Origin of the sequence: Streptomyces sp. ITFR-21 (genome assembly GCF_031844685.1) — a bacterium.
Taxonomy (GTDB): Bacteria; Actinomycetota; Actinomycetes; order Streptomycetales; family Streptomycetaceae; genus Actinacidiphila.
The window spans coordinates 2,204,416-2,227,615 of sequence record NZ_CP134605.1 but is presented as its reverse complement, the minus strand read 5'-3'; the positions used below and the strand labels follow the sequence as shown (position 1 = coordinate 2,227,615).

Here is a 23,200-nt window from a genome sequence, read left to right as displayed (position 1 = left end):
TGATGAGGACCACTGGCAGCGTCACCCCGACCTCACCAGGCACCCGACCCCCGACAGACAGGGCCGAGCGAACATGAGCGGACTGCGCTCACTGCGTTCCAGGCTTCGCCTGGTGTACCGCGAAATCGCCAAGTTCGGCGCCGTCGGCGCGGTGGGTGTGCTGGTCAACATCGGTGTGTTCAACCTGGTACGGCACAGCACCGAACTGCAGACCGTGCGGGCCAGCATCCTGGCCACGGTGGTGTCCATCGCCTTCAACTACCTGGGCTTCCGGTACTTCACCTACCGCGACCGCGACAAGGCGGGCCGCACCAGGGAACTCAGCCTGTTCCTGTTCTTCAGCGCGATCGGCCTGGTCATCGAGAACGGCGTCCTCTACCTGGCGACGTACGCGTTCGGCTGGGACAGCCAGCTGCAGAGCAACGTCTTCAAGTTCGCCGGAATCGGGGTCGCCACCCTCTTCCGCTTCTGGTCCTACCGCACCTGGGTCTTCCGTACGATGCCCGCCCGCGGGGCCGTGGAGCAGGCGGAGTCCTTCCTCACCGGGGCGGACCGCCGGGCGCCGGCGCAGCCGCGGCCCAAGCGCAGCAAGGCCGACGCGGACAAGTCGAGCTGACCGGCGGGGGCGCGCGAGGCCCGGCCGACCCCTGTACCGGCCGCACCGCCCCACCCCGCACCGTACCTTGCCGCCCACGGCCCCGGTCTTAGCGCCTGAGGCCGACCAGGGAGCACACCTGAGGCCGGTAGCACGGCCAAGAGGGACCGGTTCGCGGGCCGGGAGAGGGGACCGGCCCGCGCCCTCCCCCGAAAGAAACGCCCTCAGGCCGACGGACGCCCCATCGCGCGGTACGTCCAGCCCGCCTTGCGCCACAGTGCCGGATCGAGCGCGTTGCGCCCGTCCAGGATGTGCCGCCGGTCCGCGACCTCCCCGAGGCTCGCCGGGTCCAGCTCACGGAACTCGCGCCACTCGGTGAGGTGCAGGACGACCTCGGCGCCCCGTACCGCGTCCAGGGCGGTGGGGGCGTAGCCGAGAGTGGGGAAGATGCGCTGGGCGTTCTCCATGCCCTTGGGGTCGTAGACGGTGACCTGGCCGCCCTGGAGGTGGATCTGGCCGGCCACGTTGAGGGCCGGCGAGTCGCGTACGTCGTCGGAGTCGGGCTTGAAGCTGGCGCCGAGTACCGCGATCCGGCGTCCCAGGAAGCCGCCGCCGACCGCCTCGCGGGCCATCTCGACCATGTGGGTGCGGCGCCGCATGTTGATGGAGTCGACCTCGCGCAGGAACGTCAGGGCCTGGTCCGCGCCCAGCTCGCCGGCCCGGGCCATGAAGGCGCGGATGTCCTTGGGCAGGCAGCCGCCGCCGAAGCCGATGCCGGCCCGCAGGAACTTGTGGCCGATCCGGTCGTCGTGGCCGATGGCCTCCGCGAGCTTGGCGACGTCGCCGCCGGCCGCCTCGCTGACCTCGGCCATCGCGTTGATGAAGGAGATCTTGGTGGCCAGGAAGGCGTTCGCGGCGGTCTTGACCAGCTCGGCGGTGGGGTAGTCGGCCACCACGAAGGGCGTGCCCTCGGCGATCGGCGCCGCGTAGACCTCGCGCAGCACCGTCTCGGCGTGCTCGCCGGTCACGCCGACCACGATCCGGTCCGGGTGCAGGGTGTCCTCGACGGCGAAGCCCTCGCGCAGGAACTCCGGGTTCCAGGCCAGCTCGGCTTCCGCTCCCGCCGGGGCCAGCCGCTGCAGCAGCCCGGCCAGCCGGCCGGCGCTGCCCACCGGTACCGTCGACTTGCCGACCACCAGGGCCGGGCGGCGCAGATGCGGGGCGAGCAGCGAGAACGCGCTCTCCACGTAGCTCATGTCGCAGGCGTACTCGCCGTGCTTCTGGGGGGTGTTGACGCAGACGAAGTGCACGTCGCCGAACTCGGCCACCTCCTCCCAGGAGGTGGTGAAGCGCAGCCGCCCGCTGGCACCGTCCGCTCCGGCCACGTGCCGGGCGAGCAGGTCCTCCAGACCCGGCTCGTACATCGGTACCTTGCCGCGTGAGAGCATCTCGATCTTACGGGGGTCGATGTCGAGCCCGAGCACCTCGAATCCGAGTTCCGCCATGGCGGCGGCGTGGGTGGCGCCGAGGTAGCCGGTGCCGATGACGGTGAGCTTCAGAGGCATGCGCCGAAGCATAGTCGGCACTCGGTGAACCAAATGATGTATGGAACATGGCCACTCGGTCCACAATGCGTGCAGAGATCTAAGGGGTGGGTTGTGGCCGAGAACGGCGACGCCGGCAGAGGCGGTTTCAGTGCGGGGCGGGTCCCGGCGGAGGACCAGGGGGCGGGCGCGGCCGCGCCGTGGGCCCCGCCGGGGAAGACGGAGGACCCCTCCCCGTCCATATCCCGGGAGGGCGCCGCGGGCGACCTGCCGGGCCCGGGACCCGGCGGTCCTGCGGGCTTGGCGCCGGGCCGCACCGGTGCCGGCGGGGCGTCTTCGGACGACCCGGACCGCGACGAGCCCGCCCGCCGCACCCGGCGCCGCCGCCGTACCCGCAGGGTCCTCTACGGCGCCCTCGTCCTGCTGTGCGCCGGCGTCCTGCTGGCCGCGGGCACCACCTACTGGGCGTACCAGCACTACACCGGCCGCGTCGACCGTATCCCCAACGCCTTCCCCACCGGCGTGCCCGAGAGCGCGCTTCCCCCGCCATCCAAGGACGGCAGCCAGACCTTCCTGCTGGTCGGCCTGGACGCGCGGTCCGACCTGCCGACCACGGGCAAGGACGCCAAGGCGCCGGAGTGGAAGCCGGGCGCCCAGCGCAGCGACACGATGATGCTGGTCCATCTCCCGGCCGACCACAAGCACGCCTATGTCGTCTCGCTGCCCCGCGACTCCTGGGTCAGCGTCCCGGGCCACGGCAAGGCCAAGCTGAACGCGGCCTTCTCCTGGGGCGGCCCGCCGCTGCTCATCGACACCGTGCAGCGCCTGACCAAGGTGAAGATCGACCACCTCGCGGTCATCGACTGGAGCGGCTTCAAGAAGCTCACCGACGCGGTGGGCGGCGTGGACATCACCGTCGACAAGACGGTCTCCCGGCTGCACGGCGGCGGCCCTGGCGCGGTCTGGACGGCCGGTACGCACCACATGGACGGCGACGAGGCGCTGGACTACGTACGCGAGCGGTACGGGCTGCCGAACGGCGACCTGGACCGTGCCCACCGGCAGCAGAACTTCCTGCGGGCGGTGCTGGTCAAGATGCTGTCGGGGGGCACCTTCAGCAACCCGCTCAAGCTCAAGAGGACGCTCGACCAGGTCACGTCCGTGGTCAGCGTGGACGACCAGCTGTCCAACGGCGACCTGCGCGGACTGGTGTGGGGCATGCGCGACGTCAGGTCGTCCGACATGGCCTTCATGAACGCCCCGGTGGGCGGCTTCGACATGATCCAGAAGCAGTCCGTGGTGCTGCTGGACGCCAATGCCGCCGACGAGCTGTGGGAGTCGATGCGCAACGACACGATGACCGACTTCGTGGCCACCCACAGCCTGGACACCCTGGGCGACAAGGTGTCGTGAACGTCACCCGCCCCGGCCGGCGCACCCCGTAGGCCCCCTGGCGACCCCCGCCCTAGGATCGTAGGGTTACTTAACGGTAGTTAGCACTCGGGGAGTGAGACACAGTGGCCGGATCCTCCGACTTCGACTTTTTCCGGACCTCCGAAGAGCACGACATGCTCAGAGCCGCCGTGCGCTCGCTCGCCGAGGCGAAGATCGCGCCCTTCGCCGCGGAGGTCGACGAGCAGGCGCGCTTCCCCCAGGAGGCGCGCGACGCCCTGGAGACCAACGACCTGCACGCAGTGCACGTACCCGAGGCGTACGACGGCTCCGGCGCGGACGCGCTGTCGACCGTGATCGTGATCGAGGAGATCGCGCGGGTCTGCGCCTCCTCCTCGCTGATCCCGGCGGTCAACAAGCTCGGCTCGCTGCCCGTCCAGCTGGCCGGCTCCGAGGAGCTCAAGGCCAAGTACCTGGGCGCGCTGGCCCGCCGCGAGGGCATGTTCTCGTACTGCCTGTCCGAGCCCGACGCCGGCTCCGACGCGGCCGGCATGAAGACCCGCGCGGTCCGCGACGGCGACTCCTACGTGCTCAACGGCGTCAAGCGCTGGATCACCAACGCCGGCGTCTCGGAGTTCTACACGGTGCTGGCCGTCACCGACCCGGACCAGCGCTCCAGGGGCATCTCGGCCTTCGTGGTGGAGAAGGGCGACGAGGGCGTCTCCTTCGGCGCCCCGGAGAAGAAGCTCGGCATCAAGGGCTCGCCGACCCGCGAGGTCTACTTCGACAACGTGCGCATCCCGGCCGACCGGCTGATCGGCGCCGAGGGCACCGGCTTCGGCACCGCGATGAAGACCCTCGACCACACCCGCATCACCATCGCCGCCCAGGCCGTCGGCATCGCCCAGGGCGCGCTCGACTACGCCAGGGGCTACGTCAACGAGCGCAAGCAGTTCGGCAAGGCCATCGCCGAGTTCCAGGGCATCCAGTTCATGCTCGCCGACATGGCCATGAAGCTGGAAGCGGCCCGGCAGCTGACCTACGCCGCCGCGGCCAAATCCGAACGTGTGGACGCCGACCTGACCTTCTTCGGCGCCGCGGCCAAGTGTTTCGCCTCCGACGCGGCCATGGAGATCACCACCGACGCGGTCCAACTCCTGGGCGGTTACGGCTACACGCGCGACTATCCGGTGGAGCGAATGATGCGCGACGCCAAGATCACGCAGATTTATGAAGGCACCAACCAGGTGCAGCGGATCGTCATGTCACGCAACCTGCCCGCGTAACCTCCTGCGTCGCAACTGTGTAATAACCGCAGCTCGAAGGGCACCCCGCGGGGTGCCCTTTGGACTGTTGGGGTGGTTTAGCGGTCGGTTTGCGATCAATTGACAAGCGTCCGAAGGGGCTTGTAGAGCTGTGGGGGCCATCAGCGGGACGGGGGGCCCGAGCGTCTGCTGAACGGCCTTTCTCTGCTTGTGATCCGAGTCCCGTGAAGGGAAGACGTGTCCACTAACCGCCGCACCGCCATAGCGGTGCGATCCATTGGCGTCGCCTCCGCCGCAGCCGCTCTCGCGCTGGGCGTCGCAGGCAGCGCGTTCGCATGCAGCATCTCCGAGTTCTCCGGCAGCGCGTCGTGCGACGACGCCGGCCACGGCGTGATCACGGTCGTCGACAAGGACGGCTCCAGGACCCCCGTGACGATCACCGTCAAGCAGGGCGACACCCAGGTCGGCCAGCAGGAGAACGTGATCGGTTCCGCAGGCGGCGTCGACGTCGACTTCACGGTCGACTGGCAGCCGAACACGACCTACACGGTGACCGTCGTCAAGACGCACGGCGGCAAGGTCGGCGACACCAAGATCACCACGCCGGCCACCGCCTGCGTGACGACGCCGCCGCCCACCACCGCCCCGCCCACCACTCCTCCGCCCACCTCCCCGTCGGAGTCGCCCACCACGGACACCCCGACCACCACGCCGGCGACCGAGTCGCCCACCCCGGCCCCCAGCGGCACCACCACGGCCCCGGTCGTCGCCGACACCGGCAACGCGCCGTCCCCGGCGGCCGGCGGCACCACCAACCTGGCCGAGACCGGTGGCAGCAGCAGCACCCCGATCATCGCGGGTGTCGCGGCGGCGCTGGTCGTCATCGGCGGCGGTTCCGTGTTCGCCCTGCGCCGCCGCAGGCCGGCCGCGCGTCACTGACGCCGCCGACGGCTCACCGCTCCACCCTCACCACGGCCGTACGACACCGGTGTCGTACGGCCGTGGTGCGTCCGCGGACGCCGCCCGTCCGCGGACGCCGCCTGGCGGCACTCGGGGGTCCCCGACGGACGGGCCCCGAGGAGCCGCTGAAGGCTTCCTGAGGCGGTCCGGACCGCCTCAGGGCGGTGGGGGTGTTCCGTCACCGTTGTCACGAATCAGCACCCGCCGCGTACCTGACAGCCGCGGAGCGGTACGCTGCGGCGCCGCCACTAGCCGATCGGCGGCGGCACCACGGCATGTCAGTACGTCGCACGGCGCACGTGAAATTGGGGGCACCTCATGGCTATACGCAAATCGACGATGCAGGAGCAGGTGGCGCAGGCCATCGCGGAGATCAACCCGGCCGACCGGCCGATCGTCACCTTCCACACCGTCACCGGGCCCAGCCCGTGGCTGATGGACAACCTGGGCCTGCTCGCCCAGGCGTTCGTGAAGTACTACTTCGTCACCGTCACCGAGCAGGCCGTGGTCTTCCACAAGGCCGGCCGGATGACCGCCCGTCCCAAGGAGCTGGTGGCGGCGATACCGCGCGCCGAGGCCGCCGGCCTGGTCAGCGACGTCCGCCGCAAGGTGCTGTGGAGTTCGCTGCGCTTCCAGCTGCCGGGCCAGGAGAAGCCGACCCGCCTGAACGTGGGCCGCTACTGGCGCGCCGAGCTCGACCAGTGGGTGCCGGCCGTCACCGGCCAGCCGATCGCCGCCTGACGCGATCACCGATCCGCCGTACACCCGGGGAAGCACCGGCGGCCCCGGCCCCGCGACGAACCCGCCGCGGGGCCGGGGCCGCCGTCCGTCCCCCGAGGGCGCCGCTACCGGCCGCTGTCGGCGACCGTCACCTTCTGGTCGCTCCTGAGCTCGTCGAACAGCGGCTTCGCCTTCGCCATGTCCCACTTGACGGCGTCCCCGTCGTTGGGCGTCATGTAGTTGGCGTTGGCGATCGGCACCGTGATCGAGTGCCCACTGCCGCCGGTGACCCCCTTCATCGCCCAGAACATGGACGCCAGGTCCGGCAGGCTCATCTTCTTGTCGACGACCAGCGTGTCCAGGCCGGAGCCGATCACCGGGTAGAGCTTGAACGGGTTCAGGACGGTCGACGGCGAGGCCGCCTGGTGGGCCAGGGTGGACAGGAACTTCTGCTGGTTCCGCATCCGGCCGAGGTCCTGGTCGGCCTCCTGGTGCCGCTGCCGGACGAAGGCCAGCGACTGCCTGCCGTCGAGCGTCTGGCAGCCGGCCGAGAAGTCCGCCCCGGACGCCTTGTCGTGCAGCGGCTTGTCCAGGCACATCTTCACACCGCCGAGCGCGTCGACCAGGTTCACGAAGCCGGAGAAGCCGATCTCCGCGTAGTGGTCTATGCGGATGCCGGTGTTGTACTCGATGGTCCGGGTCAGCAGCTCGGGGCCGCCGTCGGAGTACGCGCGGTTGAGCTTGTGCGTGGAGGCCGCGTACCGCTTGTGCGTCCGCTGCCCGGTGAAGGCCGGAATGGTGACGTACGAGTCGCGGGGCAGGCTCATCATCGTGGTGCCGTTGCCGCCGGTGTGCAGGATCATCATGGAGTCGGTGCGCTGGCCGCTGTCGGCGCCGGTGTGCAGCTGCTTCTCCTGCTCCTTGGTGAGGCCCTCGCGGCTGTCGGAACCGACGATGAGATAGTTGGTGCCCTTGCCCGTCGGCGGCCGGTCCTCGACCTTGCCCAGGTCGACCTCCCGGCGCACCTTGGAGTCGGCCCAGAAGTACGTGGAGGCGGACACCACGAGCAGCACCACGACCAGACCGAGGGCGGCCCAGCCGATCTTCCTGCGCGTGCTCCAGCGCGGGCCGCGCGGGGCGCCGGGCCCACCGGGGACGCCGGCACCGGGCGGCCCGTACGCGCTGGGCGGCCCGTACGCGCCGCCGGGGGCGCCGCCCGGCTGCGGGCGGCGGCCGGACTGCGGCGGGACCCCGCCGGCGGCAGCGGCCCGGCGCGGCGACAGTTCAGGGGGCAGCGGGGGCTCGGTGCGCCGGCGCCGCTCGGTGTCATCGCTCCAACCGTTCATGCCCGCCAGTGTGCCCGGCCGTCTTCGGGGACCGGGAATCGCAGGCGGTTCTGTAGCAGACCCGATGCATTCGGCCACCGGCCGCAGCGAATCCGTGACGGACCTAAAGTGGGACGCGTGATCGATTCCTCCGCCGGTCCGCAGACCGGACCCGAGCCCGGTCCGGAAGCCGGCCGGGCAGCGCCGGGAACCGGCCCCCGCCCCGACGGGGAGGGCGGGCGGGACACCCCGGCGCGGCTGTCCACCCCGGCCGTCCCGGTGATCCCGGGGAAGCCCGCCTCGGCGTCCCGGATCACGCTCTCCCACATCATGAGCGCGCACGACACCAACCTGCTGGGCACGGTGCACGGAGGCGTGGTGATGAAGCTGGTGGACGACGCCGCGGGCGCGGTGGCCGGCCGCCATTCGGAAGGCCCGGCGGTCACCGGCGCCATGGACGAGATGGCCTTCCTGGAACCGGTCAGGGTGGGCGACCTGCTCCATGTGAAAGCCCAGGTCAACTGGACCGGCAAGACCTCCATGGAGGTCGGGGTCCGGGTCGTCGCCGAGCGCTGGAACGAGTCCGGCCCGGCCAAGCAGGTCGCCAGCGCGTACCTGGTCTTCGTGGCCGTGGACGCCGAGGGCAGGCCGCGCCCGGTGCCGCCGGTGATCCCCGAGACCGACCGGGACCGCCGCCGGTGGCAGGAGGCCCAGATCCGCCGCACCCACCGGCTGGCCCGGCGCCGCGCGATCCTGGAGCTGCGCCGGGAGCGGACGGCCGAGGGCCTGGACGGATGAGCGTCCCGGGCCACGGGTGCGCCGCCCTGTCCGGCGCCCTTAGGACGCCGACCACGGGTGCGCCGCCGTGTTCTGCCCGGCGCCCCGAGGTCAGCGGGCCGTAAGAGAGCCGGCCGGCCGCGAGCCTTCCCGTGCCGCCGCCCAGGACGGCTACGGGCACACCACCTCGTCGCCCGTGACCGCGTCCTCCCCGACGCCGCCGGACGCCACCGACACCGGGGCGACCCTGGCGAAGTTTGCGCCGAGGGTGACCGCCATGACGGGGCCCTGCCCGGCCACCGGCACCAGTGCGGCCCCCGGCAGAGCCGCCGCCAGCGACTTCACCGAGCGGTCCCAGCGCGGGTCGTAGCGGATCACGGTCCGGGCGGCGCCGTGGGCGGCCGTGGTCGGCAGTCCCGGGGTGACGAAACCGGTGGCGCGTAGCGCCCGCTGGGCCCCGGCGGCCAGCCCGCTGGTGGCGGTGCCGTTCGCCACCGTGACACGGATCTGTGCCGGGTCGACCGCAACCTTGGTGCCGCCCCTGTGCGCCGGGTCCTGCCGATGCGGGACCAGCGGCCGGTCGGCGCGGATCGCGGCCCACAGCCTGCCCGCCTTCGCGTCGTCCCACTTCACGGTGGAGCCGACGCCGGGGACCTCGTGGTCCGGATCGCTCAGCGGCACCGAGACGAACTCCGAGGAGCCGGCCGACAGGCCCTTCATGCCCTTGGCCAGGGCGATCAGGTCCCCGGCCCCCAGCCGCTGGTCGGCGCGGACCGACCCGAGCGCGGTACCGGCGATCCTGCCCACCGCCACCGGGTCGCCCAGCGTGTTCCCATCGGTGATCTTCCGGATGACCTGCGCCAGGAAGCGCTGCTGCCGCTGCATCCGCCCCAGGTCCGCCGAGCCGTCGATGTGCCTGGAGCGCACGTACTGCAGCGCCCGGCCGCCGTCCAGCGTCGTCGTGCCCACCGGGAGGTCCAGCCCGGTGTAGGGGTCCCTGAGCGGCACGGCGGTGCAGACCGGCACTCCGCCGATGACGTCCACCGTCCTCATGAAGCTGGTGAAGTCGACCTCCAGGTAGTGGTCGACGTGGATCCCGGTCAGCTGCTCGACGGTGCGCACGGTGAGCTTGGCGCCGCCCTCCGCGAACGCCTGGTTGATCTTCGCGGGCCGGGCGGCGGCGGGCGGCGGCGCGGACCGGGCGCCGGCGCTCCCGGCGTCCGGCACGGCGGACGCCGGCGGAGCCGGCGGCGGCTTTCCCGGCAGCCGTACGTAGGTGTCGCGCGGGATGCTCACGACGGCGGCCCGGCGCCGGTCCGCGGACAGGTGGATCAGCATGATGGTGTCGGTGCAGTGGCAGGCCGTGCCGCCCAGGTGGTAGCGCTGCCTGTCCGACGGGTCCAGGCCGTCGCGCCCGTCGGTGCCGACCAGCAGGAAGTTGGTGCCTTTGGTGCCGTCCGGCCGCCCCTGCATCCCGCCGAAGGCGTCCACCCGGCCGATCGCGCCGTTCACCCCGGTGACGACCGCGTGGCCGACACCGCTCACGGTGATCACCAGCAGGGCCAGACCGCCGGCGACCCGGGTGCTCCAGCGGATCGGCGGCCGGGGGCGCGGACGCCGGCCGGCCGGCGGGCGGCTGCCGGGCGGGGGCGGGCGGCGTCGGGTGGGCGGCACGGGGGAGACCTCCAGCCATCGGGTGCAGACCCGTTCAGGCTAGTGACAAATAGGACAGTAGGTCCTGGCCCCACGCGCTGGGGTCCCCCGTAAGCGGTAACGTTTGCCGCGATGAACGCCGCCACGAATCCCGCGCTCCCGGCCGTCTCCGTGATCATGCCGGTGCTCGACGAGGAGCGCCACCTGCGCAACGCCGTCCGGCACATCCTGGAACAGGACTATCCGGGCGCGCTGGAGGTCGTCATCGCGCTCGGCCCCTCCCGGGACCGTACCGACGCGATCGCGGCCGACCTGGTCGCGGAGGATCCGCGGGTCCACACCGTGCCCAACCCCACCGGACGCACCCCCGCCGCGCTGAACGCGGCCATCAAGGCGTCCCGGCACCCGGTCGTGGTCCGGGTGGACGGGCACGGGATGCTCTCGCCGGACTACATCGCCACCGCCGTGCGGCTGCTGGACGAGACGGGCGCGGCCAACGTCGGCGGCATCATGCACGCCGAAGGCGAGAACGACTGGGAGCACGCGGTCGCCGCCGCGATGACCGCGAAGATCGGCGTCGGCAACGCGGCCTTCCACACCGGCGGTCAGGCCGCCCCCGCCGACACCGTCTACCTCGGCGTCTTCCGCCGCGAGGTGCTGGAGCAGCAAGGCGGCTACAACGTGGAGTTCGTCCGCGCCCAGGACTGGGAGCTGAACTACCGCATCCGCGAGGCCGGCCACCTCATCTGGTTCTCGCCCGAACTGCGGGTCTCCTACCGGCCCCGGCCGAGCGTGCGCACCCTCGCCAAGCAGTACAAGGACTACGGCCGCTGGCGCCGCGTCGTCACCCGCTACCACCACGGCTCGGTCAACCTCCGCTACCTCGCCGCTCCCGCCGCCCTGCTCGCCAACGCGGCCGGCGTCGTCGTCGGCGCCGCCCTCACCCCGTGGGCCCTTACGGTCCCGGCCGCCTATGTCGTCGGCATCGTCGCCGGCTCGCTGCCGGCGGGCCGCGGCCTGCCGTTCGGCGCCCGGCTCCGTATCCCGCTCGCCCTGGCCACCATGCACATGTGCTGGGGCTACGGCTTCCTCACCAGCCCCCGCTCGCTGGCCCGCAAGGTCATCGCCAGCCGCCGCCCCGCGGTCAGGGCTGCGGCCACCGAGCCGGCGGACGTCTAGCGACGGCCGGGCAGGCGACGGCCGGCCGGGCGTATAAGGCGGTCGAGCGCGTTAGGCGGTCGAGCACGTAAAACGGTCGGCTGGCACGTCGAGGACCCGGCGGGCACCCGGGCGGCACGGCCCGGCGCCTATTGAGGCGCGACGGCGCACCCCGCACGGTCCGCGGTCGTCATCCGGAGCCCCTTGGGCGGTGACGTGGGCGGCCCGATGGGGGTGCCCGGCGCGGTGTAGTCGGCGCCCAGGGTGAGCGTCATGTAGGCGAGCGGCTTCGCGTCGGCCGTGCCCTGGTGGAGGGCGGTGGCGGGCAGGCCCATCATGGCGGCCAGCGAGCGGGCCTGGTCGGCCTGGTTCGGCGCGTAGGCGAGGGTGGTCCTCGCGAGCGGTGCGGGCGCGTCCCCGCCGTTCGCGGACCGGTTGACGCCCTCGTCGTTCTGCAGCCAGTTGAGCACGTCCTGGGATGCGCCGAAGACGCCGCTGCCGTTGAGGACGGTGACCCTGGTGTCGTGCGGGGTCGTCCTGGGTCCCACCAGGCGGGGATCGGGCGCCGCCGGCCTCCCGGACAGCGGGACGTCGTTCCTGACCAGTGAGAAGAGCTGCGCCGCCTTGTCCCGGTCGACCACGACCGTGGCGTGCGCCGGGTCGGCCGGGTTGGCCTTCGTGGGCAGCGTGGTGAACGTGAGGTGCCCGGCGTCCACCTTGCCCAACTGCCCGGATAGACCGTCCAGCGCCGTCTCGCTGCCGAGCGGGGTGTCCACGGTGAGCGCCTTCGCCGCAGCCAGCGTCCTCAGCCGTGCGGGGTCCGCGGGCAGCTCGGCGAAGCAGGCGCCGGCGCCGTCCGCCGCCGTCGACAGGGCGCGGACCCGCGCGGACCCGAGCATCAGGAAGTGGTCGACCCGGACGCCGGTGAGCTGCTCGACCAGGCGTACGGCGCAGCCCGGGTCGCGGCCGTCCACCCCGAGGCTGTCGGCCGCCGTGGGGGAGGCGGCGTGCTGCGGCGAGCCGGGGACGACCCTGGTCCCGCCGCCCTGCCGCACCGTGGGGCAGTCGGGGATGCCGGTGACGACGTCGCCGGGGATACCCACAGCGGTCGCGTTGCTCCGGTCGGCCGCCACGTGCAGCAGGATCGTGGTGTCCGCGGCTCCGGCGCCGCCCGTCGGGGCGTCGGCGGCACCGATGAGCAGCAGGTTCATCGGCCCGCTGGACGACAGCGTCCTGGCGCCCGCGTCACCGATGTCCACGGTGCCGACGCGGTTGCCCGCGGAGTGCCCCGAGGCGAGCACGGCGACCCCGCCGGCCACCAGGGCCACCCCGGCCGCGCCCGCCGCCCACAACAGCGGCCTGTTGCCGCTCTTGCGCGCCTTGCGCCGGCGGCGGCCGGGCGGGGCCGCGGCGCGACGGCCGCCGCGGCCGGGGGCAGCGGGCGCGGCGCGGTCCGCGCCCGGCGGCCGGGCGGGACCGGGCGGCGCCTCGGCGGCCGGCTGCGGCGGCTCCTGCCGGGCGGCCGGATCCGCCGGGCCCAGCCGCAACTGATAGGTGCCGGTCGCCGGGTCCAGCACCCACTGGTCCGCCGGGTCCACGAAGTCAGGCCCTTGCGCGTCCACGGTCGCCTCGGTCCTCCGTACAGTTGCCGGCCGGCCGGATCATCCGACACACGCCGTGCTGTCCGCCTCGGTCTTCTGTACCCCGTCGGGCACGGTGGTCGGCGTGCCGATCGGAGCACCCGGCCTGGTGAAGTCGGCGCCCAGGGTGAGCGTCATGTAGGCGAGCGGTTCCGCGTCGGCCGTGCCCTGGTGGAGGGCGGTGGCGGGCAGGCCCATCATGGCGGCCAGCGAGCGGGCCTGGTCGGCCTGGTTCGGCGCGTACTCCAGGGTGGTCCTGGTGAGCGGGGCGGGAGCGTTGCCCGCGTTCGCCGAGCGGTTGACGCCTTGCTCGTTCTGCAGCCAGTTCACGGTGTCCTGGGCGGCGCCGATGACGCCGCTGCCGTTGCGGACGTTGACCCGGGTGTCGTGCGGCGCCGCCTTGGGGCCCACCAGCCGCGGGTCGGGCGCCGCCGGGGCCTTCCGCACCTCGGTGAGCGAGACGTCGTTCCTGACCATGGACAGCAGCTGCGGTGCCTTGACGGGGTCGACGACGACGGTCGCGTGGATCTTCTCGTTCGGGTTGTCCACCACCGGCAGTGTGGTGAAGGTGATGTGCTTGGTGTCGACCTTGCTGAGGTCCTTGGCCAGGCTGCTGAGCTTGCTGACGCTGCCGATCGCGCTGTCCACGGTGAGCGCCCTGGTGGCCGCGTTCGCCAGTGTCCACAGCTTCGAGGGGTTGGTCAGGGTGCCGCTGGACTTGATCTGACGGATCATCGCGCTCAGGAAGTTCTGCTGCAGTTTGATCCGGTCCAGGTCGCTCTGGTTCTGCAGCGCGTGCCGGGTGCGTACGAACTCCAGCGCCTGCTCGCCCTGGATCTTGTGCGGGCCGCTGCTCAGGTTCAGGTGCGACTTGGGATCGACCAGCGGCCGGGCCAGGCAGACGTCGACACCGCCGACCGCCGTGGAAAGGGTCCTGACCGCCTCGAAGTTGACCATCATGAAGTGGTCGATCCGCAGGCCGGTCATCTGTGACACCAGCCGCATCGTGCACCCCGGGTCGCGGCCGTCCTGCCCCAGGCTCTCGTTGAACTTCGGCGTGGTGAGCTGCATGGGGGTGCCGGGGACGACTTTGGTGGAGCCGTCCTCCTGCCTGGTCGGACAGTCCGGGATGGCCGTCACGATGTCCCGCGGGACGCTCACCGCGGTGGCGTTGCTGCGGTCCGCCGAGACATGGAAGACGATCGTGGTGTCCGCGTGCCCGACACTGCCGGTGTCGCCGTACTTGCCGCCCAGCCCCTGCCGGCTGTCGGTGCCGATCACCAGGATGTTCATCGGGCCCTCGTGGGTGACGCTCTTGCTGCCCGCGTCGCCGACGTCGACCGTGGTGATGTTGCCGTTGATGTGCTCGTAGACCAGGTAGCCGCCGACGCTCGCGGCGATCACCACGAAGCCCAGGACGCCGCCGGTCCAGGCGAGCACCTTCTTGCCGCGCGACATCCCCTGCTTGGTCCTGCGGCGGCTGCGCGGACCGGCCGGGACCGCGGCGGCGTTCCGCGCGGCGCGGCGGCCGCGGCGGGACGGCCCGTCGCCGGGGGGCGCGGCGTCGGAGGGTTCCGCGGAACGCTCGGCGGTGCCACGGGCGTTGCCCTGCGTCGGCACGCTCGGTGACGGCGCGTCGCCCGGCTCCAACCGCAGCTGGTACGTGCCCGTTTCCGGGTCCAGCACCCACTGGTCCGCCGGGTCGATGTTCCTACGGCCTTGCGTGTCCACGGTCCCTCGGGTCCTCCATCCGGGATGGGCCGGAGCGCTCACATTAGCCGCACAGTTCAGCGCCGACACGCGGCCGTGACGAATCCCGTGTCCCTACAACCGGACAAACCTTGACGATCCCGTCGGCGACTTGTGGGTGCCCTCGGTGGCTTTTCACTGGTCTTCGCCGCAGATGTCACGGTCCGCGGTCGTTCCGCGATACGTGGGACCGGGGGTGGGGGTCATGGCCGGCCAGCCGGTGGCCGGTGTTCCGGTGGCGGGTGTCGCCGCGGTGGGCGTCCCGGCGCCGGGCGAGGCGGTGGTGGGCGTCACGGTGCCGGGCGAGGCGCTCGGGGAGCCCGCGGGTACGTCCCCGGTCACGTTGACGGCCCGGTCCTCGCGCAACGCCGTGAACAGCGTGTCGGCGTCGGGCTGCAGCAGCTGGTCGCGGTTGTGGTCCGCGACGTAGGGCTCCTGAGGGAGGGTGAGGAAACGTATCGCCCCGGTCGGCGTCTGCTGGATGCCGTGCGCGAGGTCGTACAGCTCGGTCAGCGAGTCGAGCCCCGGGTCGGCGGTCAGCGAGGAGGTGGCCGCGGACAGCAGCGGGTAGAGCCTGACCGGGTTGAGCAGCACGCCGTCGCTGCGCACCTTTTTGACCAGCGAGGCCAGGAAGTCCTGCTGGCGTTCCATCCGCTGGGTGTCGCTGCCGTCGCCGAGGCTCTCGCGGGCCCGTACGTATCCGAGCGCCTGCTCCCCGTCCAGCTTCTGCACTCCCGCGGGCAGGTCGAGCAGGGCGTTGACGTCGTGCACCGGCTCGGGCACGCACACCTCGACGCCGCCCACCGCGTCGACCATCCTCTTGAAGCCGGTGAAGTCGACGATCAGGTGGTGGTCGATCCGGATGCCCGTCATGTCCTCGACCGTGCGGATCGTGCAGGCGGCGCCTCCCCGCTCGAACGCCCAGTTGAACTGCTCGAACCGGGCCGGGACGGTGCTGCCGTCGGACTTCGTGCAGTCCGGCACCCGCGCCATCAGGTCGCGCGGGATGCTCACCGCGGTGGCGCTGCCGCGGTCGGCCGCCAAATGCAGCAGGATCGTGGTGTCGGAGCGCTGGGTGCCGCTGTCGTGGCCGTACTTCTCGTTGCCGGCGCCGCGGTTGTCCGAACCTATGAGCAGGATGTTCTCGGCCCGGTCCGGCCCCTGCGTGGGCCGCTCCGCGTCCTGGGCCCGCAGTTCGTTCTCGGCGGTGGTGTCGGTGGTGATGTTGCCGTCGAGCCGCTCGTACAGGTACCAGGAGCCCGCGCCGAGGGCGAGGACGAGGAACGCGGTGCAGACGGCCAGGACACGCAGCCACCGGTAGCCGGGCCGCCGGCCGGGGGCGCCGGTCCCGGCTTCCGGAGAGCCTTCGGGAGCCGTGGTGGCGGCGGGCTCGCCCTTGGGGGGCTCGTGTGGCGTGGTCACGTCGCTGCCTGTCCCTCAGATGTCCACCCGGCGGGTGGCCGGTTGCCGGCTGTTTTCGGGGAATCGAACCCGAGTACCCCACCAGCACCCGTTCAGACAGTCGAACGGCTCGGTTGGTTGCCTGTCATGCCGAATTCCCCGCGCGGTTCAGGGGAAACCCGGGCATCCGGCCGGGGGACGGACGGGGTCGGCGGACGAAACATCGTACGGGTGTGCGGTTTCACGGGTACGCAGTCGTACGGACTTCCGGTCGTACGGTCATGTGATCGTACGAACGTCCCGTCCCGTCCCGTCGCGGCGGGGCGCCGGGGCGCGGCCGTGCGAACGGCGCGGTCGTCACGGCCCCGTGCCCGCCCGCCCGTACGGTCATCCGCCCGCCGTGTGCGTGACGCGCTCGGAGTCCTGACGCCGGGCCAGCTGCTCCGCGGGCAGCGCGTCCAGGTGGCGGCACAGGACGACGGAGGCGTCGACCGCGAGCGGCGCCAGCAGTCCGGCGGCCAGCCCGTCCCACGTGCCGTACGGCAGCCCGGACAGCACCCGGGAGCCGCGGGCGAGCCCGAGGACCCGCGCCGACGCCAGCGCCCGGTCCACCACCTCGCCGGCGCCCAGTACGGCGCCGCCCGGCAGCTCCAGCGCGGGGGCGTCCGGCCCGACCGGCGCGTACGGCGCGAAGCGGTCGCCCTGGCCCGGCACTTCCACCGCGTAGTCGGAGAAACCGGCCGGCGGCCGCGGGAAGCGGCCGCCGAGCGGGCGCAGCGCCAGCGCCACCCGCTCGCCCCGGCAGGCCCGCGCCGCCTCCAGGGTGTCGGGCCCGGTCACCACCAGGTCGGCGCCGGCCGGATCGCCACCGGGTGCCACCACCACGCCGGTCGAGAAGGCCGCCAGCAGCCACACCGCGCTCTGCCAGTGCGCGGGCAGCAGGAGCGCCAGCCGGTCGCCCGGCCGGGCCCCCAGATCGCCCTGCAGCAGGTTCGCCGTCTTCGCGACCCAGTTGGCGAAGCTGGCCACCGACAGCTCGACGCGTTCGCCGGTCGCGTCGTCGTAAAAGGTGATCAGCGGCCTGGCGGCGTCGGTGCGCAGAGCGGCGGCGAGCAGTGCGGCGGGGGTACCGGTGGTGGGTGTCACGCCGGTCAGGCTACCTGGCATGATCGGGTAGTCCCGGCTGGGCCGTACGAGTAGCGTCGCGTGACGTGACCGACGGGCCGTCAGATCGGGATTCATCAGCTTTCACGCCTTATGTCACCATCTTCCCCATGCCTGCACCCACGCCTGCACAGAGCCTCAGGGCGGCCGCCGAAGCCACGGGTTTCGCCGGACGCGCCGAGCGCCGTTCCGCGACCGAGGCCATCCTGCTGGTCGGCGGCAAGGGGACCCGGCTGCGGCCGTTGACCGTGAACACCCCCAAGCCGATGATCCCGGCGGCCGGCGTGCCCTTCCTCACCCACCAACTGGCGCGGGCCCGTGCGGCCGGCGTCGAGCACGTCGTGCTCGCCACCTCCTACCTCGCCGAGGTCTTCGAACCGTACTTCGGCGACGGCTCCGCGCTCGGGCTGCACCTGGAGTACGTCACCGAAACCGACCCGCTCGGTACCGGTGGCGCCATCCGCAACGTCGCCCACCGCCTGCGCTCCGCGGCCGGCGACCCGGTGCTCGTCTTCAACGGCGACATCCTCACCGGCCTCGACATCCCCGCGCTCGTCGCCACCCACCGCCGCACCGGCGCCGACATCTCGCTGCACCTGACGAAGGTGCCCGACCCGCGGGCCTTCGGTCTGGTGCCCACCGACTCGTCCGGCCGCGTCACCGCCTTCCTGGAGAAGCCGCAGACGCCCGAGGAGATCGTCACCGACCAGATCAACGCCGGCGCGTACGTCTTCACCCGGTCGGTCATCGACACCGTTCCGGCCGGCCGCCCGGTCTCCGTCGAGCGCGAGACCTTCCCCGAACTCCTGGCCGCCGGGGCCCACCTGCAGGGCATGGTCGACTCCACGTACTGGCTCGACCTCGGCACGCCGCACGCCTTCGTCCGCGGCTCGGCCGACCTGGTGCTCGGACGCGCCCCCTCGCCGGCCGTCCCCGGCCGCCACGGCGAGCGCCTCGTGCTGCCCGGCGCCCAGGTCGCCGAAGACGCCAAGCTCTCCGGCGGCACGTGCGTCTGCGCGGGCGCCGTCATCGGCTCGGGGGCACGGGTCGACGGCAGTGCGGTGCTGGCCGGCGCCCGGGTGGACGCGGCCGCGGTGGTCAGGAACTCCCTGGTCGGCGCGGGCGCCAGGGTCGGCGCCCGGACCGTCCTGGACGGCGTCGTCATCGGCGACGGCGCGTACGTCGGCCCCGACAACGAACTCGCGCCCGGCGCCCGGGTGTGGTGCCGGGCGCGGATCGACGCCGGCGCGATCCGCTTCTCCTCCGACCAGTAGCCCGGGGGTGCGGCCGGGGGGAGCCGTCCCGGCGCCGGGTACGCTCGGCGGATGCCTGCACCGCGTACGCGCCCTGAGGGCGGCGGTCCGCCCCCGGGGAGCCGCCCCGGCGCGGTGACCGCACCGCCGCGGACGCGTACATGGGTGCCGGGCGGACCGCTCGACGTACGGCTGACCGTCATGCCCCTGCGCCGGGGCGGCGGCGACCCGGCCTTCCGGATCACCCCCGACGGCGCGGTGTGGCGGGCCAGCCGTACACCCGCCGGGCCCGGCACCCTGCGCGTCACCGGCAGCCCGGCCGCCTTGGAGGGGCAGGCGTGGGGTCCGGGCGCGGACTGGCTGCTGGACGCCCTGCCCGGCCTCCTGGGCGCCCACGACGATCCGGCGGCCTTTGTGCCGCGACACCGCGTGGTTTACTACGCCCACCGGCGCCATCCGGGGCTGCGGCTCACCCGCACCGGGCTGGTCCTCGAGGCGCTGATCCCCACCATCCTCGAACAGAAGGTCACCACCGTCGAGGCGTACCGCGCCTGGAGGCTGCTCCTGTTCCAGCACGGCGAGCCCGCTCCGGGACCGGCCCCCGCCGACCGGATGCGGGTCATGCCCGACGCCCGTGGCTGGGCCCGCATCCCCTCCTGGGACTGGCACTGCGCCGGCGTCGACGCCAAGCGCGCCGCCACCGTCCTGCGCGCGGTCCGCGTCGGCCCCCGCCTCGACGCCCTTGCCGCCGTCCCCGCCGAGGACGCCGCCGCCCGCCTCCAGACCATCTCCGGCATCGGCCCCTGGACCGCCGCGGAAACCCTCCAGCGCAGCCACGGCGCCCCCGACGCCCTCACCGTCGGCGACCTCCACCTTCCCCACCACATCGGCTACGCCCTGGAGGGCACCCGCCGCTCCACCGACGAGGCCATGCTCCGCCTGCTCGCCCCCTACCCCGGCCAGCGCCACCGCGCCGCCCGCCTCATCCTCCTGACCACCCCCTCGCCGCCCCGGCAGACCCCCCGCCTGGCCCCCAACCCGCCGACACGGCACTCCTGAGGGCGCCGGCCGGCAACACGGCCGCCGGCGGACGGGCCCGGACGTCAGCGCACGACCAGGAAGTCCGCCTCGGAGCGGGCCGTCCGGGCCGGCGGAAGCGCCGCGGGCCGCCCCACGGCGACCGCACCCATGGGGTCCCAGTCCGCCGGCAACGAGAGCACCTCACGTACCACGTCCCGGCAGAACATCGTGGACGACACCCAGGCGGACCCCAACTGCTCCCCGGCCAGCGCGACCAGGAGGTTCTGCACGCCCGCCCCGGCGGCCACCACGAACATCTCCCGCTCGGCCGCCGCCCGCCGCGCGTCGGGATACGGGTGCGCGCCCTCGGTGACCAGGCACGGCACCACCAGGTAGGGCGCCGCGCGCAGGACGTCCCCGCGCCTGAGCCTCTTGGCCGTGCTCTCCTCGGAGAACCCGTCCCGCCGCAGGTCCGCCGCCCAGGCGTCCCGCATGGCGTCCAGCAGCCGCGTCCGGGCCGACGCGGACTCCAGCAGCACGAACCGCCACGGCGTGGTGTGATGCGGCGCCGGGGCCGTGACGGCGAGGGCCACGGCCCGCCGCACCGCCGCCGGATCCACCGGCTCGTCGGTGAACTCCCGCACGGTCCGCCGCAGGGACACCGCCTCCCGTACCGCCTCCGACGTGCCGAGGCGGAACATGTCGTCGGTCGCGACGCGCACCAGAGGGCGGGCGCCCGGGTCCGCCGCCCCGGGCTCCGGGTCCACCAGCCGGCTCAGGCCGCGCACCACCGCGACCGGTACCCCTGTCGCCTTGCCCTTGACCAGATCGCCGGCGGCGGCCAGTTCGTCGGCGGTGGCGGTGACCGTCATGCTCAACTCGTTGCCGTGCGAGTCCAGGGCGCCGCGCAGGTCGCCCAGCACCCGCACCCCGGAGGCGCCGATGGCCACATCGGTGAGCCCCTCGCGCCAGGGCCGGCCGAAGGTGTCGGTGACGACGACCCCCACCCGTACCCCGAGCGCCTCGCGCAGCCCCTCCCGGACCAGCCGGGCGGACGCGTCCGGGTCCTCGGGCAGCAGCAGCACCGTGCCCGGCGGGGTGTTGGAGGCGTCCACCCCGGCCGCCGCCATCACGAACCCGTGCCGCGTCTCCACGATCCGGGTCGGCCCGCGCCGGGCCACCAGCCGTACCGCCTCCGCGTCGACGGCGGCCTCGCGGTCCCCGGCCCGCAGGATCCGGCCCTCGGCCTTGCTGACGATCTTCGAGGTAACCAGCAGCACATCGCCGTCGGCCAGTTCGACCCCGGTCGCGGCGATGAGCTTGGCCAGGTCTGCCCCCGGCTGCACCTCCCCGATCCCCGGCACCCCGAACACCTCGTACCGCGGCAGGTCGGTCACGCCCGCACCTCCTCGGCCAGCGCCAGCGCCTCCCGGGCCATCCGGGCGGTGGCCTCGACGCTCTCCATCAGCAGCGGTACGGCGCGGCAGCGGATGCCCACCGCCTCGACCTCGGGCACCGCGCCGGCGTCGACGGTGTCCACCAGCCAGCCGTCGAGCAGACCGCTGCCGTAGTGGGCGGCCACCGCCGCCGCGGTCGACTCCACGCCCACCGCGGCCAGCACCTTGTCGGCCATCCCGCGTACCGGGGCGTCGCCCACGATCGGGGACAGCCCCACCACGGGCACCCCCGCTTCGGCGATGGCCTCGCGGATCCCGGGGACCGCGAGGATCGTGCCGACGCTGACCACCGGGTTCGACGGCGGGAAGACGATCACGTCGGCCTCGGCGATCGCCTCCAGCACTCCGGGCGCCGGCTTGGCGCCCTCGGCGCCGACCGGTACCACGGCGTGCGCCGTGACCGAGGCCCGCAGCCGTACCCAGTACTCCTGGAAGTGCACGGCCTTGCGCTCGCCGTCCACTTCGACCAGGACGTGGGTCTCCACCCGGTCGTCCGACATCGGGATGAGCCGCACGCCCGGCTTCCAGCGGGCGCACAGCGCCTCGGTGACGGCGCTCAGCGGGTAGCCGGCGCCGATCATCTGGGTGCGGACGATGTGCGTGGCGAAGTCCCGGTCGCCCAGGCCGAACCACTCGGGTCCGACGCCGTAGGCGCGCAACTCCTCCTTCACGGCGAAGGTCTCCTCCGCGCGCCCCCAGCCCTGCTCCTCGTGGATGCCGCCGCCGAGGGTGTACATGACGGTGTCGAGGTCGGGGCAGACCTTCAACCCGAACAGATGGATGTCGTCTCCGGTGTTGCCGATGACGGTGATGTCCGCCTCCGGCGCCGCTGCCTTGAGGCCGCGCAGGAAGCGCGCGCCCCCGATACCTCCGGCCAGAACCACGATTCGCATGGTCCCCAGTCTGTCAGCCCGTCCGGCCGGGGCGATAAGTCACGTTCCTGCCGGGGCCGCGGGCACGGACGCCGCGGCCTGATGCTCCGTACGGCCGCCGGCGGTGCAGCCGTGGGGCGTCATCTCGGTCAGCCCGGGGAAGTAGACGTGCACGCTCACCGCCGGCTCCAGTGAGTCGTTGACCACTTCGTGGACGTAGCCCGGGGCGAACGCCCGCTGGAGTCCGGCCGTCAGCACCCGGGTCGACTCCCCGCCCGCGCCCAGGGCGTGCTCCCGCAATGTGCCCCGCAGGACGCCGAGAACGCCCGAGGAGGCGCCGTGGTCGTGCCGGCCGCTGCCCTGGCCGGGCAGCCAGCTCAGCAGCCATACCTCGTAGCCGGGGCCGGTCTGCAGGCGGGCGTACCAGCGGGTGGTGGCGTCGTACCGCACCATGGGCACCCATAGCGCGCGGTCGGCGGCGACGGCGCGGGCGAGTCCGGCGAACTCGGCCACGGTGCTGGGGTGCTGCGGTACCGGGGGGAGCAGGTGGGGCAGAGCCAGCGGGTCACCGGCGATGGAGACGTCGGAGTACATGGGGGTGGTGTTCCTCTGCGGTGCGCGTGACGTGGGACGGTGCCGGGTCCGTGGCGGTCCCGGGCAGGGGGATTCAGCGGCAGCGACAGGAACAACGACAGCTCTGCGCGAGCGCGACGCAGCGGGACTCGCGGCGGCGAGTCCGGGTGGGCGCGATGGGCTCGGCGGACATGAGGTCAAGAAGACCGTTTCCGGAGGCTGCCTGTCAACTCAATGTCCACTATGTCTTTCATGTTCACCCGATCCGGTAACGCACAGTACTGAAAGGTTTGTGTATCGGAAGGTGCGGATAGATGGTGCGGCATCCGTGCAGATCTGATGAGGATCCGATTCCGGTCCGCCGGGACACGCCGCCCGGTGTGACGTTGTGCTTCTGTGATCGAAATGTGATCCGCGACGTTTCATCCGAACGGCGGAACGCGGTGCGTCGCCGCAGCGTCTGACGGTATGTGGCCGGCCGGCCGGCGCGACCGCGGTTGGCCCATGAGAGTTTTTTGGCGGATATCAACACTTTCCGTTACGCCTTGGTTCAGCGGAGTGAATAACGGGCCCAATAGCAGATTCCGGCTTGACTGGCTCGGATCCGCACACTTGTAATTTCACTCGTGTCGTTCAGCCGGACATGGTGACGGCAGGCAACATCACGGGGAAGCACGACAGA

Annotated in this window: 19 protein-coding genes; 9 read left to right on the top strand and 10 right to left on the bottom strand. The window is 72.7% G+C overall.

The annotated features are described in order from the left end of the window. The first annotated feature begins 73 nt into the window (after positions 1 to 73). A complete protein-coding gene (locus RLT57_RS09870; protein ID WP_311296995.1) occupies positions 74 to 616 on the top strand; it encodes a GtrA family protein in 543 nt (180 codons plus the stop codon). A 203-nt stretch (positions 617 to 819) separates the two neighbouring features. Here the strand turns inward: RLT57_RS09870 and RLT57_RS09865 are convergent, their stop codons facing one another. Continuing rightward, entirely contained in the window at positions 820 to 2,160 is a 1,341-nt protein-coding gene (locus RLT57_RS09865; protein ID WP_311296994.1) for a UDP-glucose dehydrogenase family protein, read from the bottom strand. Positions 2,161 to 2,253: 93 nt separating this feature from the next. On the opposite strand from RLT57_RS09865, the gene RLT57_RS09860 reads away from it, so the two are divergent. The 4 genes from RLT57_RS09860 to RLT57_RS09845 all read left to right on the top strand — a co-directional run bounded on the left by RLT57_RS09860 (position 2,254) and on the right by RLT57_RS09845 (position 6,497). Beyond that, complete coding sequence (locus RLT57_RS09860; RefSeq protein WP_311296993.1) at positions 2,254 to 3,552, top strand: LCP family protein; 1,299 nt, start codon at positions 2,254 to 2,256, stop codon at positions 3,550 to 3,552. A 104-nt stretch (positions 3,553 to 3,656) separates the two neighbouring features. Next, the gene (locus tag RLT57_RS09855) at positions 3,657 to 4,817 is read left to right on the top strand and encodes an acyl-CoA dehydrogenase family protein (RefSeq protein ID WP_311296992.1); all 1,161 of its coding nucleotides are present in this window, start codon (positions 3,657 to 3,659) and stop codon (positions 4,815 to 4,817) included. Between the two features lie 216 nt (positions 4,818 to 5,033). Further along, the gene (locus tag RLT57_RS09850) at positions 5,034 to 5,735 is read left to right on the top strand and encodes an LAETG motif-containing sortase-dependent surface protein (RefSeq protein ID WP_311296991.1); all 702 of its coding nucleotides are present in this window, start codon (positions 5,034 to 5,036) and stop codon (positions 5,733 to 5,735) included. 339 nt (positions 5,736 to 6,074) lie between these two features. Next, positions 6,075 to 6,497 (top strand): hypothetical protein, encoded by a 423-nt coding sequence (locus tag RLT57_RS09845; RefSeq protein WP_311296990.1) that lies wholly within the window; start codon positions 6,075 to 6,077, stop codon positions 6,495 to 6,497. 104 nt (positions 6,498 to 6,601) lie between these two features. Here the strand turns inward: RLT57_RS09845 and RLT57_RS09840 are convergent, their stop codons facing one another. Beyond that, entirely contained in the window at positions 6,602 to 7,822 is a 1,221-nt protein-coding gene (locus tag RLT57_RS09840) for an LCP family protein (protein ID WP_311296989.1), read from the bottom strand. Positions 7,823 to 8,131: 309 nt separating this feature from the next. On the opposite strand from RLT57_RS09840, the gene RLT57_RS09835 reads away from it, so the two are divergent. Beyond that, positions 8,132 to 8,599: an acyl-CoA thioesterase gene (locus RLT57_RS09835; RefSeq protein WP_311300654.1), complete on the top strand. Its 468-nt coding sequence runs from the start codon at positions 8,132 to 8,134 to the stop codon at positions 8,597 to 8,599. Between the two features lie 150 nt (positions 8,600 to 8,749). Here RLT57_RS09835 and RLT57_RS09830 read toward each other — a convergent pair whose 3' ends face one another. After that, positions 8,750 to 10,252 (bottom strand): LCP family protein, encoded by a 1,503-nt coding sequence (locus RLT57_RS09830; protein WP_311296988.1) that lies wholly within the window; start codon positions 10,250 to 10,252, stop codon positions 8,750 to 8,752. Positions 10,253 to 10,363: 111 nt separating this feature from the next. Here RLT57_RS09830 and RLT57_RS09825 point away from each other — a divergent pair, with 111 nt between their 5' ends. After that, positions 10,364 to 11,410 carry a glycosyltransferase family 2 protein gene (locus RLT57_RS09825; protein WP_311296987.1) on the top strand — a complete coding sequence of 349 codons (1,047 nt, stop codon included), beginning with the start codon at positions 10,364 to 10,366 and terminating at the stop codon, positions 11,408 to 11,410. Positions 11,411 to 11,538: 128 nt separating this feature from the next. On the opposite strand, the gene RLT57_RS09820 is transcribed toward RLT57_RS09825, so the two are convergent. The 4 genes from RLT57_RS09820 to RLT57_RS09805 all read right to left on the bottom strand — a co-directional run bounded on the left by RLT57_RS09820 (position 11,539) and on the right by RLT57_RS09805 (position 17,346). Next, a complete protein-coding gene (locus RLT57_RS09820) occupies positions 11,539 to 13,011 on the bottom strand; it encodes an LCP family protein (RefSeq protein ID WP_311296986.1) in 1,473 nt (490 codons plus the stop codon). Positions 13,012 to 13,050: 39 nt separating this feature from the next. Next, entirely contained in the window at positions 13,051 to 14,760 is a 1,710-nt protein-coding gene (locus RLT57_RS09815) for an LCP family protein (RefSeq protein WP_311296985.1), read from the bottom strand. Between the two features lie 153 nt (positions 14,761 to 14,913). After that, positions 14,914 to 16,200, bottom strand: a complete 1,287-nt coding sequence (locus RLT57_RS09810; protein WP_399128373.1) for an LCP family protein — start codon at positions 16,198 to 16,200, stop codon at positions 14,914 to 14,916. A gap of 366 nt (positions 16,201 to 16,566) precedes the next feature. Further along, positions 16,567 to 17,346, bottom strand: a complete 780-nt coding sequence (locus tag RLT57_RS09805) for a TIGR03089 family protein (RefSeq protein WP_311296984.1) — start codon at positions 17,344 to 17,346, stop codon at positions 16,567 to 16,569. Positions 17,347 to 17,453: 107 nt separating this feature from the next. Between RLT57_RS09805 and RLT57_RS09800 the strand changes: the two genes are divergently transcribed. Continuing rightward, a complete protein-coding gene (locus tag RLT57_RS09800; RefSeq protein WP_311296983.1) occupies positions 17,454 to 18,617 on the top strand; it encodes an NDP-sugar synthase in 1,164 nt (387 codons plus the stop codon). 51 nt (positions 18,618 to 18,668) lie between these two features. Beyond that, positions 18,669 to 19,655 (top strand): DNA-3-methyladenine glycosylase family protein, encoded by a 987-nt coding sequence (locus RLT57_RS09795; protein WP_399128370.1) that lies wholly within the window; start codon positions 18,669 to 18,671, stop codon positions 19,653 to 19,655. Positions 19,656 to 19,699: 44 nt separating this feature from the next. Here the strand turns inward: RLT57_RS09795 and RLT57_RS09790 are convergent, their stop codons facing one another. From RLT57_RS09790 to RLT57_RS09780, 3 genes are read right to left on the bottom strand one after another with little or no spacing between them, the layout of a single operon-like run. Further along, positions 19,700 to 21,013, bottom strand: a complete 1,314-nt coding sequence (locus RLT57_RS09790) for a coenzyme F420-0:L-glutamate ligase (protein WP_311296982.1) — start codon at positions 21,011 to 21,013, stop codon at positions 19,700 to 19,702. Continuing rightward, positions 21,010 to 21,966: a 2-phospho-L-lactate transferase gene (gene cofD / locus RLT57_RS09785; protein ID WP_311296981.1), complete on the bottom strand. Its 957-nt coding sequence runs from the start codon at positions 21,964 to 21,966 to the stop codon at positions 21,010 to 21,012. Before cofD ends, RLT57_RS09790 begins: the two co-directional genes overlap by 4 nt. 39 nt (positions 21,967 to 22,005) lie before the next feature. Next, positions 22,006 to 22,539 (bottom strand): cysteine dioxygenase, encoded by a 534-nt coding sequence (locus tag RLT57_RS09780; protein ID WP_311296980.1) that lies wholly within the window; start codon positions 22,537 to 22,539, stop codon positions 22,006 to 22,008. Positions 22,540 to 23,200: the final 661 nt, after the last annotated feature.

What these genes read in the sequence shown, in the direction of transcription:
- RLT57_RS09835 (WP_311300654.1), top strand. Translation starts at nt 8,132, where the DNA reads ATGAGCGCGCACGACACCAACCTGCTGGGCACGGTGCACGGAGGCGTG.
- RLT57_RS09845 (WP_311296990.1), top strand. Translation starts at nt 6,075, where the DNA reads ATGGCTATACGCAAATCGACGATGCAGGAGCAGGTGGCGCAGGCCATC.
- RLT57_RS09805 (WP_311296984.1), bottom strand. Translation starts at nt 17,346, where the DNA reads ATGCCAGGTAGCCTGACCGGCGTGACACCCACCACCGGTACCCCCGCC.
- RLT57_RS09865 (WP_311296994.1), bottom strand. Translation starts at nt 2,160, where the DNA reads ATGCCTCTGAAGCTCACCGTCATCGGCACCGGCTACCTCGGCGCCACC.
- RLT57_RS09825 (WP_311296987.1), top strand. Translation starts at nt 10,364, where the DNA reads ATGAACGCCGCCACGAATCCCGCGCTCCCGGCCGTCTCCGTGATCATG.
- RLT57_RS09870 (WP_311296995.1), top strand. Translation starts at nt 74, where the DNA reads ATGAGCGGACTGCGCTCACTGCGTTCCAGGCTTCGCCTGGTGTACCGC.
- cofD (WP_311296981.1), bottom strand. Translation starts at nt 21,966, where the DNA reads ATGCGAATCGTGGTTCTGGCCGGAGGTATCGGGGGCGCGCGCTTCCTG.
- RLT57_RS09840 (WP_311296989.1), bottom strand. Translation starts at nt 7,822, where the DNA reads ATGAACGGTTGGAGCGATGACACCGAGCGGCGCCGGCGCACCGAGCCC.
- RLT57_RS09800 (WP_311296983.1), top strand. Translation starts at nt 17,454, where the DNA reads ATGCCTGCACCCACGCCTGCACAGAGCCTCAGGGCGGCCGCCGAAGCC.
- RLT57_RS09780 (WP_311296980.1), bottom strand. Translation starts at nt 22,539, where the DNA reads ATGTACTCCGACGTCTCCATCGCCGGTGACCCGCTGGCTCTGCCCCAC.
- RLT57_RS09795 (WP_399128370.1), top strand. Translation starts at nt 18,669, where the DNA reads ATGCCTGCACCGCGTACGCGCCCTGAGGGCGGCGGTCCGCCCCCGGGG.